Annotated in this window: 14 protein-coding genes; 13 read left to right on the top strand and 1 reads right to left on the bottom strand. The window is 34.8% G+C overall.

The window, feature by feature from the left end; all coding sequences use genetic code 11:
- Positions 1-120 precede the first annotated feature (120 nt).
- A complete protein-coding gene (locus tag ACHZAX_RS19655) occupies positions 121-426 on the bottom strand; it encodes a hypothetical protein (protein WP_320020267.1) in 306 nt (101 codons plus the stop codon).
- Between the two features lie 277 nt (positions 427-703).
- On the opposite strand from ACHZAX_RS19655, the gene ACHZAX_RS19650 reads away from it, so the two are divergent.
- From ACHZAX_RS19650 to dut, 13 genes are all read left to right on the top strand, one after another.
- Positions 704-901 (top strand): HTH domain-containing protein, encoded by a 198-nt coding sequence (locus tag ACHZAX_RS19650; protein WP_101311259.1) that lies wholly within the window; start codon positions 704-706, stop codon positions 899-901.
- Positions 902-1,173: 272 nt separating this feature from the next.
- The gene (locus tag ACHZAX_RS19645; protein WP_320020266.1) at positions 1,174-1,368 is read left to right on the top strand and encodes a hypothetical protein; all 195 of its coding nucleotides are present in this window, start codon (positions 1,174-1,176) and stop codon (positions 1,366-1,368) included.
- A gap of 54 nt (positions 1,369-1,422) precedes the next feature.
- The gene (locus tag ACHZAX_RS19640; protein ID WP_320020265.1) at positions 1,423-2,580 is read left to right on the top strand and encodes a tetratricopeptide repeat protein; all 1,158 of its coding nucleotides are present in this window, start codon (positions 1,423-1,425) and stop codon (positions 2,578-2,580) included.
- Positions 2,555-3,523: a grasp-with-spasm system ATP-grasp peptide maturase gene (gene gwsG, locus ACHZAX_RS19635; protein WP_320020264.1), complete on the top strand. Its 969-nt coding sequence runs from the start codon at positions 2,555-2,557 to the stop codon at positions 3,521-3,523. The genes ACHZAX_RS19640 and gwsG overlap by 26 nt, the downstream gene beginning before the upstream one ends.
- A 181-nt stretch (positions 3,524-3,704) precedes the next feature.
- The gene (gene gwsS / locus ACHZAX_RS19630) at positions 3,705-4,811 is read left to right on the top strand and encodes a grasp-with-spasm system SPASM domain peptide maturase (protein ID WP_320020263.1); all 1,107 of its coding nucleotides are present in this window, start codon (positions 3,705-3,707) and stop codon (positions 4,809-4,811) included.
- A gap of 106 nt (positions 4,812-4,917) precedes the next feature.
- Positions 4,918-7,125 (top strand): peptidase domain-containing ABC transporter, encoded by a 2,208-nt coding sequence (locus ACHZAX_RS19625; RefSeq protein ID WP_320020262.1) that lies wholly within the window; start codon positions 4,918-4,920, stop codon positions 7,123-7,125.
- 54 nt (positions 7,126-7,179) lie between these two features.
- Positions 7,180-7,563 (top strand): GxxExxY protein, encoded by a 384-nt coding sequence (locus ACHZAX_RS19620; RefSeq protein WP_101311255.1) that lies wholly within the window; start codon positions 7,180-7,182, stop codon positions 7,561-7,563.
- 33 nt (positions 7,564-7,596) lie between these two features.
- Positions 7,597-8,895 carry an HlyD family secretion protein gene (locus ACHZAX_RS19615; RefSeq protein WP_320020261.1) on the top strand — a complete coding sequence of 433 codons (1,299 nt, stop codon included), beginning with the start codon at positions 7,597-7,599 and terminating at the stop codon, positions 8,893-8,895.
- A 76-nt stretch (positions 8,896-8,971) separates the two neighbouring features.
- A complete protein-coding gene (locus ACHZAX_RS19610; protein ID WP_320020260.1) occupies positions 8,972-9,919 on the top strand; it encodes an ROK family protein in 948 nt (315 codons plus the stop codon).
- 48 nt (positions 9,920-9,967) lie between these two features.
- Complete coding sequence (locus ACHZAX_RS19605) at positions 9,968-10,957, top strand: DUF3187 family protein (RefSeq protein WP_320020259.1); 990 nt, start codon at positions 9,968-9,970, stop codon at positions 10,955-10,957.
- Positions 10,958-10,977: 20 nt separating this feature from the next.
- On the top strand, positions 10,978-11,346 hold the full coding sequence (locus ACHZAX_RS19600; protein WP_101311251.1) for a YccF domain-containing protein: 369 nt from the start codon (positions 10,978-10,980) through the stop codon (positions 11,344-11,346).
- Positions 11,347-11,717: 371 nt separating this feature from the next.
- Positions 11,718-13,211, top strand: coding sequence for a lipopolysaccharide biosynthesis protein (locus ACHZAX_RS19595; protein ID WP_320020258.1), 1,494 nt, complete (start codon positions 11,718-11,720; stop codon positions 13,209-13,211).
- Positions 13,212-13,402: 191 nt separating this feature from the next.
- Positions 13,403-13,837: a dUTP diphosphatase gene (dut, locus tag ACHZAX_RS19590; protein ID WP_101311249.1), complete on the top strand. Its 435-nt coding sequence runs from the start codon at positions 13,403-13,405 to the stop codon at positions 13,835-13,837.
- Positions 13,838-13,847: the final 10 nt, after the last annotated feature.

The following is a 13,847-nucleotide window of genomic DNA, read 5'->3' as shown; positions in this document are numbered from 1 at the left end:
CCTGTTTGCAATAATATTTCAACCCCATCTGGTTCGTCCGGATGGGGTTTTTTAACATTATTTTTTTAGGGAAGTAATTGGTATCTGGAAATATGATTAATACTGATTTTTCTGTCACTGTTAAACTATAACGGGCTGTTCAATTAACATTAGTTTTCTTTTTTTAATTTGGGTTATTTCGATAGGATGTTTACTTTCATAGGGCTTTCTACTATTAAATTTAGTAAAATGAAAAAATTCCAAAACAAATACTGCATCCCCTCGGCCCGCGCTTTGTGGTGGAATTATTCCAACGAAAGCAGCTATTTTGTGACCATTTGCAGCCATAACAGGTAGTGGTTTTTTGGTTCTATTACTGATCAGAAAATGGAATTGTCTGAAATTGGCAAGCTGGCTTATCAATTTTGGTTCGGGATTTCCAATCATTTCCCATTTGTAAAATGGCACGCATTTGTGGTTATGCCCAATCATGTGCACGGCATTATCGAAATATCGAATGCCGTAGAGACGTTGCATGCAACGTCAGTACACAATGCCGGCAGAATCAATGTATGTACGTGATGAAATATTTATAATAGATAGGCATTTTACATTGTAGTTTAAGTAGTTGTGAACTGTTTCACATATTTTAACAATTTAAAGGGTTACCTTTTCTTTTTTTGCGGAATTAAGTAGTGAAGTAATTAACCGAATCACAGCCGAAATGAATATTACCCAAAATAAGGAATTAATGGAAAGAGTGATGCTGCTCGCAAAGAATAAATCAACAGGTACTCCAAATGAACTATCTGATAAACTGGGTGTTTCGGAGCGAAATTTGTATCGGATTTTAGATAGTATAAAGGACTTGGGTATTGCTATTTCGTATTCTAGAACGCTTCAAAGCTATATCTTAGAATGATTCCAAATTAACAGTATTTTCAAAAAAGTGTAAATATTAAGAACTCCCTGCCATTTTTGGCAGGGAGCTTATTTAATTTAGTGCTGTTTAAATTAATAATGCGCATTATTAATTAAGTCGCTCCGGAATAAGTAAACAAATATCCGTTCTCACCCGGAACGACTCTGGTAGCTAGGCTACATTTTGCAAGAGCAAAACTACCTAAACGAGATGACCTGTGCAATTGGCTATTGTGTAGGGAATGGAGTGATGCCAATTTTAATTTTATTAAAATGAAAACTTTAAATTCAAAATTGTTTGAGAAAAATAAAATCGGAAGAGAGTTCCTAAATTCAACTTTAGGAGGTAAAAAGGAAGTCGATGGTTGCTACAGTGGTTCGGGGGAAGGTCCTCACGGTTGTTGTCAAGAATATTGCGTTGTTTATGATGACGGTTCGTTTGAGATTAAATCTGTACCATGTGATTAATATTTATCTAAATATAGAGGGAGATTTCTCCCTCTATATAAAATTCATAATAATATGAGATATTATATCATATTTCTATTTCTAACTTCAAGCGCATTTACTAGTAGTAAAAATTATATTATATATCATAAAAAAATACAGATAGCCGAGTTATTGATTAGAAAGGGTAATTATCGAGAGGCTTTAGCTTCGTACCAAGCGGTTTTTAATGATTTTGAGATAGCTTTTTATAAGGATTTACACAATGCGAGTTTATGTGCAATAAAGGATGGTAATTATGATCTTGCAATAAAATATTGCGAAAAACTTGTTATTCAGGGTTATTTGTTAATTGATTTTAATGCTACTGGGTTTAGCAAATTAAAAAGCACACTGAAGTGGAATAGATTTGTTCAAAGGTATGATAAATTGCGTTCATATTATCTATCAACTGTTGATCAAAATATGAACCAAAAATTACATGATATATTTGAAAAGGATCAAATTGCCGCATCATCAGGCAATATTGAATTTCAGGATAGTGTATTTTATGGAAATGCATTATTATTAAATAAAATCTATGTGTCGGAGGGGTTCCCGAACTGTAATATATATAAGGATACTATGCTATTAAATATACTTGCCCCATTAAGACATTATTTTGGTTTGGTTAATAGGTTAAATGACAATCATGGACAGTATGAAGGTAGAATATATGAAAATATGAATTTGTCTTCTATTTGTTTAAACCAGCTGTTTTATGATGCTTTAATACAAGGCAAAATATTACCAACTACATATGCTGACAATATTTCATATTTTGATTCTGAGAATAGATTTGGCAAACTTGTTCTTAGAATTGATTTTGATAAGGAAAAAGTTGAATTTATGCCTTGGATTAATGAAGAAAGACTTAATGATATTAATCAATTACGTGTATCTGTTGGTTTATTTCCTTTTGATAACAGCACTTCTTATTTATTAAATAATACTTGGTATTCTAAATATCCATTTAGGGAAATTAAAAGCGCTATGATGAATTGTGAATCATGCAAGTCAAAGCTCGATTATATTCTATTGGAGTCTCGGATTGCATCACAGTTTAGTGAGCAATACAATAAAGAATACGATAAGTTTGGATTTATTCTAGTTGATTATAGTAATGTTAACCATTCTTACCTAGTTGGTATTAAACCTTATATGCGGAATGCAAACAATTCTAATAGTAAGTGAACAAACTGATTTGACCACAGATAAAGTAATTGAGTGGTTGCAATTTGATCAAAAACACAAAATCATTCGAATTAATGAAAATGACCTTATAGTTATAGATGAGATTAAACCAAGGTTAAAAAGTATTAAAATTTCCCATCATACTTTGGCAACCAGTATTGATTTGAAGGGAGTTTTATTTTTTTGGTATAGGAGGGGGAATTTAAATAGAAATATTGATGTTCCAATACAAGATTTAAAAACAAAAAAGGAATTATGGGAGTTTTTAAACTGGGAATGGGTGATTTGTAGAAATTACATTATGTCAGTTATGAAAAATAAAAGTTCTTTAGGTAATTACTTTAAATCTACTGTGAATAAATTACAAAATTTAGAATATGCTCATGAATGTGGTTTTAAAATACCAGAAACAATTGTTTCGGAATCATCTAAAATTTCATCTAGTTTTATTCGAAAGAGAAGTATAATTACAAAGGCTATAGGAGAAGCAATGTCTATTTCTCAAAGTAATTCTTTTATTGATTTAAGCACCTCTGTAGTCAATAAGATTACAATGGAAATTTTTTATCCATCTCTTTTGCAAGAAAGAATAGACAAATGGATTGAACTTAGGGTATTTGTTTCGTATGATGAGATTTATGCAATGGCAATTTTTTCACAAGGGAATTCAAAAACGGATATTGATTATCGAAATTATGATAGAGAAAATCCGAATAGATTTGTTCCGTTCCATTTGCCCAAAGATATTGAGGAAAGGGTATTGCAATTTATGAATATTTCAGGTTTGGATACTGGTTCTATTGATTTTATTCTGACTCCGGAAAAAGAGTATATTTTCTTGGAAATTAATCCTGCCGGTAATATTGAAATGGTGAGTGAACCTTGTAACTATTACCTTGAAAAAAGAATTGCAGAACAAATATTAGAGAGAATACCATTATGAAGAAAAAGAGCTTAAAGGAGATCTGCAGACAGCCAGAAATGCCAATATGCATTCAACAGGCACCAATAGTAAAAAAAATAGATTCGTATAGAAAAATGTTTTTTATAAATATGCCGCACCTGCAAACTTCAAAACACCGATTTAGAACCTATCCAAAGCCAATTTCCAAAATTATAAGTTTATGAATCAAGATTATTATAAACTTTTTGTCTGCTGTGTTCCTGTTCGAGGTTATGTGCGTTCGGCTGTTTACGATTTGCAAAGAAAGGATTATTGGTTTATCCCAAATGATTTGTGTACTATTTTAATGGAAGAAAAAGATGAGTGCATTAGTAATTTGGTAAAAAAGTATAAGGATATTGATGTGAAAGGATATTTCGAATATTTATTTGAAAATGAAATTTGTTTTCCCTGTGATCGGGAAGATTTGGAACTATTTCCAGATTTAAATAAGCAGTGGCACATCCCTTTTGAGTTCGAAACTTGTATTGTCGATTTTGGATCTGAATTGTTGGGTGAATTCTGCAGAATTGTAGAGCAGATCAATCAATTTGCTATCCCTAATATTCAATTAAGGTTTTATAATGAAATCGTAGAGGAAGAATTGGAAAAGGTATTGCTTCAATTTTCGAAATCTAAGATTAAATTTATTGATTTAATTCTTCCTAATACATTCTCTTACGAATATATTGATTCTTTGGTAAAGCGTATGCCAAAAATTAGTTTGTTCGTTTTAACATACTCAACGAACAGAGAGAGAAGAGTTGTGGAGCAGGCAACTGTTTTTCAAACCCAACAAATTGTAGATTCTCACGATCATTGTGGAATTATACAGGAAGAGCAATTTGTTTGTGAAATGAGGACATTTTGTGAATCCTCGCAATTTAATTCATGTTTGAATTGTAAAGTATCTATTGATGTTGATGGGAATATTAAGAATTGTCCCTCGATGAGTGAGAGTTTTGGTAATATTCGAACCACGACGATAAAAGAAGCTTTAAATCATCCGAATTTTAAGAAATATTGGAGTATATCAAAAGATCAAATAGAGGTTTGCAAAGATTGTGAATTTCGACATATGTGCACTGATTGCCGTGCATACCTTAAGCAACCTGATAATATTTATTCGCAGCCTAAAAAATGTAACTACAATCCTTATATTGCAAAATGGAAGACAGATGAAGGTTATGTATCTGTGGAAGAATGTGGTATATATAATGAAGCGGGAAAATTTATTTTGGATAAAAACAAGGTCAATAAATTGAATATGGCATTGTGGGGAGAATAAGTACTCAGTGTAACAAACCCACTCAAATTATCTGAAATCTTATGATTCCAACAATTTTCCCTATTTTTAGCTTGACGATTATAAATTGACTAACTACCATTCTGCCTTGAAGAAAAAATTCCCCCATTTCCGCCAATTGGATGCCATGGATTGTGGCCCGACTTGCCTGCGCATGATAGCCTCACATTTTGGTAAAAACTTTAGTCTACAGTCCTTACGCGACAAATCGCACATTACCCGTGAGGGAGTTTCGATGCTGGGCATTGCCGATGCGGCGGAAAGTATTGGTTTGCGAACCATGGGCGTTCGCATTAGCTACGAGCAGTTACAGGATGATGCTACGCTTCCGGCTATTTGCCATTGGGGACAAAATCATTTTGTGGTAGTGCACAAAATCGAGGTGAAAAAGAATACAACTACGGTTCATGTTGCCGATCCGGCATCCGGTTTGCTAAAATTTACCAAAGAGGAATTTATAAAGTCGTGGGCAAGTACACAAAGTCAGGGAGAGCTAAAAGGATTGTGTTTGTTGGTGGAAACCACACCCGATTTTTACGCTCAGGGCGACGAGGATCTTTCCCATAAAAAGAGTTTTACTTTTTTGCTTCAATATTTGAGACCTTACAAGAAATTTTTGGTGCAGTTGGCATTGGGAATGTTGTTTGGCAGTATGCTGCAATTAATTTTTCCATTCCTTACTCAATCCATTGTCGATGTAGGTATCAATACGCAAAATCTGAGTTTTATCTATTTGGTTTTAATTGCCCAATTGGTACTGTTCATATCCCGAATGTCGGTGGAATTCATCCGAAGCTGGATACTTTTACACATCTCAACACGAATAAACATTTCACTAATATCCGACTTTTTAATCAAGTTAATGAAGTTGCCCATTGGCTTTTTCGATATTAAAATGATCGGTGATTTATTGCAGCGGATACAGGATCATACCCGAATCGAAAGTTTCCTGACATCATCAACCTTAAGCATCCTGTTTTCGATGGTCAATCTGGTGATTTTTGGAATTATTTTGGCGATTTATGACATACAAATCTTTTTTGTTTTTGCAGTGGGATCGGTTTTGTATCTAATATGGGTGAATCTTTTCCTGAGAAAACGAAGAGAATTGGATGGAAAACGATTCGCTCAGTTATCGAACAATCAAAATTCATTGGTTCAGTTAATTACCGGAATGCAGGAAATTAAGCTGAACAACTGCGAGAAACAAAAGCGTTGGGAGTGGGAGCAAATACAGGCTGAATTGTTTAAGGTGAGAACCAAAGGTCTGGCTTTGAATCAGTATCAGGTATCAGGTTCCATTTTCTTCAACGAAACAAAGAACATTATCATCACTTTTTTGGCGGCCAAATCGGTATTGGATGGAGGCATGACCTTGGGTATGATGTTGGCCGTGTCTTACATTATTGGTCAATTGAATTCCCCGCTCGACAATCTGGTTCAGTTCATTCATTCGTGGCAGGATGCTAAAATTTCTCTCGAGCGATTGGGTGAAATTCACGAGATGAAGGAGGAAGAAATGCCAAATGAGGATCGTTTAACAGAAATTCCTGAAGAAAAGGCGATTGATATTGAAAAGGTATTCTTTCAGTACGAAGGGCCACATTCCGAAATGGTTTTGGATGATGTTAATTTGAAGATAGAGGATGGAAAAACAACAGCAATAGTAGGTGCATCAGGTAGTGGAAAAACGACTTTAATTAAGCTGATGCTGGGATTTTATCCCACTACAAAAGGACGGATTTCCTTGGGTGGAGTTTCTCTCGAAAATTACAGTTCATCGATGTGGCGGCAAAATTGCGGGGTGGTGATGCAGGATGGGTTTATTTTTTCGGATACCATCGCCAGAAATATTGCCGTTGGTGATGAGTTCATCGATAAAAAGAGATTGTTGTATGCGGTTCAGGTTGCCTGCATCGATATGTTTATAGAAAGTTTGCCATTGCGCTACAACACGCGGATTGGCGCCAATGGTCACGGTTTAAGTCAAGGACAAAAGCAACGTGTTTTAATTGCACGGGCAGTTTATAAAAACCCTGAATTTTTGTTCTTTGATGAGGCAACCAATGCCTTGGATGCCAACAACGAAAAGGCAATCATGAACAATTTAGAGGAATTCAATAAGGGAAGAACTGTAGTAGTTGTTGCCCACCGATTGAGTACAGTTCGAAGTGCCGACAAAATTATTGTTCTGGATAAAGGAAAGATTGTTGAGGAAGGAACTCATGCTGATTTAACAAAATTGAAGGGAGCTTATTATCAGTTGGTGAAAAATCAGCTGGAACTCGGCAATTAATGGACGCAGATAAATATGATATTTATGATTTGCACTGATTTTCATTAAAAAGAAATGAATTATATACATTCGGAAATAACGGGACTTATCTTAAAGGCATTTTTTAATGTTTACAATGAGTTGGGTTATGGTTTTTTAGAAAAAGTTTATGAGCGGGCAATGGTACTAGAACTAGAACACCTAGACTTGGAAGTGGAAGAGCAAAAGAGAATTACAGTTTTTTATAAAGATGAAAAGGTAGGTGATTATTTTGCTGATTTGATTATTAATGACCAAGTAATTATTGAGCTAAAAGCAGTGGAGAGAATTGCCCCAGAGCATGAGGTTCAGCTAGTAAATTACTTAAAAGCGACTAATATTGAGGTGGGCTTACTTCTTAATTTTGGTGCAAAACCACAATATAAAAGAAAAGTGTTCACAAAAAATTATCATATTTAATCATATTTTTCAGCGCAATCAGCGTCTAGTCTTATGGATAAGGATACAAACATAGAATTACGGTCAGATGAAGTAAAGGAGATTTTGCAGCGAATGCCCAATTGGATCATTCGAAGCGGAACAACGCTTTTCTTTGTCGTTATTTTTGCTCTGCTGATTGGCAGTTGGTTCTTTCGTTATCCGGATATTATTCATTCCAAATTGGTTCTTACTACCTTAAATCCGCCTGCCGAATTGGTTGCTCGATCATCGGGACAAATTCAAAATCTGTATGTTTCAGATAATCAGGAAGTGAAAAAGGGAGAGCTTTTGGCCATTATCGAAAATCCTGCAGTTAATGATGATGTGTTCGTTTTAAAAACAAAAATGAACGAGTTTCATGAACATCTTACAGGTGTGGATGGCATTAAATCAAATTTGTTGGAAGGTAATTTTCGTTTGGGAGAAATTCAATCGTACTACAATGGGTTTTTAAAATCATATGCTGATTATCAGCGTTTTTTCGATTTGGATTATTACGATCGAAAAATAGAATCTTACAAGGATAAAATCAGTAAATACAATTTGTATTATGACCGGCAGTACCAGCAAAAAGTAATTTCTGAAAGTGAATTAGCGATATCAAAAAAGCAATTTCTTCGCGATTCATCTTTATTTATCCGGGGTGTAATTTCGCAGTCCGATTTCCAAAATGCACGTAAAAAATTTCTGGAACAGAGCTATGCTTTTCATGGTACCCGTTCTTCACTTGCGTCTACACAAATTAGTATCTCAGAAGTAAATCAGCAAATTATAGATTTGGAATTAAAAAAGGAGAATGAACGAAAGGACTTACAGAATCTGCTTATTCAATCATTCGATAACCTAAAGGCTCAAATCAACATTTGGGAACAAAAGTATGTATTAATTACGCCTATTGATGGAAAGGTTAGTTTCAACCGATTTTACAGCTCCAATCAAAATGTTAAGACTGGAGAAAGGGTTTTCACTGTTTTGCCTTCAGATTCCACTAAAATTATTGCCAGAGTTGAATTAGGAGTGCAGGGAGCGGGCAAGGTTAAAATAGGACAGCGGGTGAATATAAAACTTGATAATTATCCTTATCTTGAATACGGGATGTTGGAAGGTACCATTCGATCCATATCAAAAGTGCCGGAGGATCAGAAATACAGTTTGGATGTTGATTTTCCCAAAGGCTTGGTTACCAATTATGGAATTGAGTTGGATTTTGCACAGCAGATTGAAGGTCAGGCTGAAATAATTACAGAAGATCTTCGCCTGTTGCAACGTATTTTTAATCCGATTCGATCATTAATTAAAGACCGTTTGTAACTTCATTATAGAAAATTGATCCGGTACGGATTGGTTTCTTTCCCATGCAATACATTTTGATACAAAAACAATTGATATGCAAAAGCTGGCTGTTGGTATAGATATTGGCGGAACAAATACGGTTTTTGGTTTGGTCGATAAAAAAGGAAATATTCTTGCTGAAGATTTCATTTTCACAAAGGAATATTTAATATTTCAAGCATTTATAGATGAATTATGTGATAGAATTCAGTCTCTTGCTGAGAAATTGAATTGTGAGTTGGTAGGAATAGGAGTAGGTGCTCCAAATGCGAATTATTTGGATCAGTGCATTCAGAATGCATCGAACCTGCCATGGAAAGGGAAGTTTGAACTCGGTAAACTTTTGAGTCAAAAAATTAGAGTTCCTGTTTTTGTTACAAATGATGCCAATGCATCTGCCATGGCTGAGATGTTGTTTGGAGGTGCTGTTGGTATGAAAAACTTTATGGTTTTAACATTAGGAACAGGATTAGGATCGGGCATCGTTGTTAACGGGGAGTTGGTGCATGGCCATTCTGGTTTAGCCGGAGAAATGGGACATATGATTGTACGTCCTGAAGGTCGGCATTGCGGTTGCGGAAGATTGGGTTGTCTGGAGACTTATGTTTCTGCAACAGGAATTAAGAGAACTGTGAGTAAATTATTCGCAAAATTTTCTTATTCAAGTGAATTGAGAAATATTCCCTTCAATAGAATGAGTGCCAGAAGATTAGCTTCGGAAGCTTATTCTGGGGATCAAATTGCAATTGAAGCCTTTGAATTTACGGGTAAAATTCTTGGAATTGCTTTGGCGAATGTAATTGCTTTGAACAATCCGGAAGCCATATTTTTGTCTGGAGGATTATCTAAAGCCGGCAATTTAATTTTAAAGCCAACACAATACCATATGGAACAGAATTTATTATCTGTTTTTCAAGAAAAAACGCAGTTAAAGCTGTCCTCTGTTGAAGGAAATTCAGGTGTATTGGGTTCAGCAGCACTCGTATGGAAAGTTGTTGAATAATTTGTAGATTTGATCCAGTTGATCAAATTAATCAGGCCGGGAATATTCATGAGAAGCTTAGCAGTAATTTTTTTTGAAATTGTTTTACTTACTAATTGCGCTCTTGGTCAGAAATTGGTGAAACCTTTTCAAACTCATAACCAAAGCCCTTTGGTTCATTTTTTCGGGATTCCGACCAACCCAGGAGGCTCAATTCCAGAGAAAAATTCTTTTTGGTTCGGTAACTATTTTAGTATTGCTAATAATGCTACAAGTGGTAAAATCAATGAAGAAGCCATTTATCTGGATGGAGAGATGTATAGAAATGAACTATTTCTAAGTTACGGTCTGCTTTCTAAACTGGAAGTTGGTATCGTTATTCCAGTAGTTAAACATTCGAGTGGAGTTATGGATTCTTTTATTAGTAATTGGCACGATGCGTTTAACTTACCAGGGAAATCAAGGGAAGTTATGCCAGCATACAATTTAAATTACTTTTTCATGGAAGAAGAGGAGATCGTTTTCGAAATGAATGAAAGTAAACTTAGTTTTGGAGATATTAGTTTTTCTTTAGGAACACCCATTATACAAAGTCCAAATCACGATCTCTCTTTTCGCACTTTCGTGAAGTTACCAACCGGAAATAAAACAAATTTAGTAGGTAGTGGAACCAGTGATTTTGGATTCCAAATAACAGGAATGCTTAATTCAACTCCTAAAAGGAAAGAGTTTTCCTTTTACTATTCAGGAGGTTATTTAAGAATTGGCAAAGGTGCATTACTGGAAAACAAAGTAACCCGCAATGTTGGTTTTGGAAGTTTTGGTCTGGCTTTTAATGCGAATGATAATTGGTATTTCAAGTCTCAACTCGATTTTCACACAAGTTTGTATGAAAAATCATATACTAAACAATTAGGGAAAGCATCTGCACAATTAGTTCTCGGACTGGATTATTTTGTTGCAAAAGATGTAGCTGTTTCGCTTGGCTTTGTTGAGGATATCATTGTTAATACAGCACCTGATTTTGTTCTTCAGGTGGGAGTATCATATCAGTTTTAATATTTATAAAGCAAATATTTATGAGTTTAATTGGCAATATTATTTGGATAATTTTCGGAGGAATTTTCATATTCCTGGAATATATTATCAGTGGTTTACTAATGTGCTTAACGATTGTTGGAATACCATTTGGCTTGAAAATCATACAGTTATCTGTATTGGGATTGGCTCCATTCGGACAAAAGGTGGTGTACAACGAGCATGCCGGGGGATGCTTAAGTATTCTTTTAAATGTAATATGGATTTTTATTGGGGGATTGTGGATTGCTGTAACTCATTTGTTATTTGCGCTGTTATTTGCCATCACAATAATTGGGATTCCATTTGCAGTTCAGCATGTTAAGTTAGCAGGTTTTGCATTAACTCCATTTGGGAAAAGTATTCGTTAGTGTCTGCTAAAAATACAAACGCCTATAAAAAAGAAGAATCCTGACCGAGAGGTCAGGATTTTCACAAAATACTTAAACAACAAACACTAACATAAACGTTCCTTAACGCGTATGTCAACAAAAGTGGAAAAAATAATCGGGATAAAAAAGTATTTGGTAAGCTTATAAGACTCAAATTATCAAATATTTCCATCGAAATCGTTTGTGTGCCCCTTATTTATTTTTGATATAAATACCGAACGATCTTTTTCTCCCCAAAAAAACAAATTGCTCCACGTGGAACATCTATGAATTCATTTTCAGATACTTTAGGAAAATGAAAAATAAAATTATCATATATTTGCCAATTCTAATACACTAATTTACTTGATTTGAATCCTCTTAAAAAGCTTGCCGGAGAAACAGTCATTTATGGAGTAAGTTCCATCTTGGGCCGATTGCTTAATTGGTTGCTTGTGCCGCTGTATACCAGTTTATTTATTCCCGAAGACTATGGGATTGTTACGAATCTTATGTCGTATGTTGCAATATTACTGGTTGTTTTAACCTATGGCATGGAAACAGGGTACTTTCGGTTCGCAAGTCAAGAGAAGGAGGGCGATAGTACCTTTTCAACGGGTTTTATTTCTTTAATTGCAACAAGTATTTTGTTCTTGATTATTATTGCATGTTTTTTAAATCCGCTCGCTGTTTTTTTCGAAATTCCTGCAAACAAGAGCTTTATTATACTACTTGCACTTACATTGGGGTTTGATGCTACAACAGCTTTGCCATTTGCAAAATTACGCAAGGAGAACCGAGCGGTTCGTTATGCGGGACTAAAGCTGATCAATATTGGAGTTAATTTGGGAATAAACCTCTTCTTTTTACTCTTGTGTCCATGGATTTATAATAACTATCCTCAAATTCCAATCACTATAGTATGGAATCCTGAATTTGGAATAGGTTATATTTTTCTGGCCATATTTGTTTCCAGCTTCATAAATTTGCTGTTACTGCTTCCAGACATATTAAAGGTTCGATTAAAGTTAGATCGAAAATTACTCATTAAAATTCTAATCTATTCTTCACCTATCTTAGTGGTAAGCATATGTGGAACACTCAATATTAATTTAGATAAAATGATAATGCCGGAGTTGATTCCGGAATCACAAAATCCTTTGTATCAAACAGGAATTTACGGAGCAAATTACAAGCTGGCAGTTATCATGACTCTATTTATACAGGCCTTTCGATATTCTTTCGAGCCATTTTTCTTTTCTCAGGCAAAAGAGCAGAACTCAAAGCAGGTGTATGCCGATGTGTTAAAATACTTCGTAATACTTGGTCTTATCATTTTTCTTGGAGTGATGTTCTATCTTGATATTGTTAAGATCTTAATTGATTCCCGTTATCATGAAGGACTGGGAATTGTACCGTACGTACTTCTGGCAAATTTATTTTTTGGAATATTTTTCTCTTTATCTTTGTGGTACAAGCTAACCGACAACACTCGGTTTGGTGCCTACATAGCTATTATAGGCGTTATAATTACTATAGTTTTGAATATTCTGCTTGTTCCAATATTCGGGTATATGGGGGCGGCATATTCAGTTCTTGCCTGCTTTTTAGTAATAACTGTAATATCCTATATCGCAGGTCAGAAATACTATCCTGTGCCATACGATTTAAAGGGAATACTTTTTTATCTGTTGCTTGCAACAACTATTTTTGCAATCAGCACTTATTTTAACCCAGAAAACCAATGGCTGAAAATGGCTGAAAAAACTCCATTGTTATTGCTTTTTATGATTGTATTTATTCAAAAAGAGCGATTGTGGAGTTCTTTGGGGAAGATAGTTGGTATAAACAGGAAAAGGAAGTAATCAAGATCTATTATCAACCTTTCATAAGAGTTTTGAAAAATGTATCTTAGCCACTCGAAAAAAAAATGAAATATTCTTCAAGCAATTGTCATTTATATGGAACGCCCATGACAAGGAATTTTGAGACACAGGAGGATGATTATTCCAGCATGGTAAGTTCCATCTGACTATAAAATAAAAAATATAAACAGATGAAAGTAAAAATAGTTAACAAATCGAAGCACGACTTACCTAAATACAGTACAGAATTATCTGCAGGTATGGATCTTAGAGCGAATCTGGACGAACCGGTATTATTAGAATCACTGGAACGTAAATTAATAAAAACAGGATTGTTTATTGAATTACCTGCCGGATACGAAGCTCAAATTCGGCCTCGTTCAGGTATGGCTCTAAAAGAAGGGATTACTGTGTTAAATACACCAGGAACTATTGATGCTGATTACCGTGGTGAAATAGGAGTAATTCTTGCAAATCTTTCGAATCGTGTGGTGGAGATTAAAGATGGAGATAGAATTTGTCAGATGGTTGTTGCGGCTCATGAAACAGTAAGGTGGGAACCGGTTGAGGATTTAGAAACATCAGAAAGAGGTGCCGGAGGATTCGGACATACAGGAAAATCCTAATGCGTTAAAA

This window comes from Labilibaculum manganireducens, from assembly GCF_963665805.2.
Classification (GTDB): Bacteria; Bacteroidota; Bacteroidia; order Bacteroidales; family Marinifilaceae; genus Labilibaculum; species Labilibaculum manganireducens.
The sequence above is the reverse complement of the archived record's forward strand: the minus strand, read 5'-3'. Positions and strand labels throughout refer to the sequence as shown.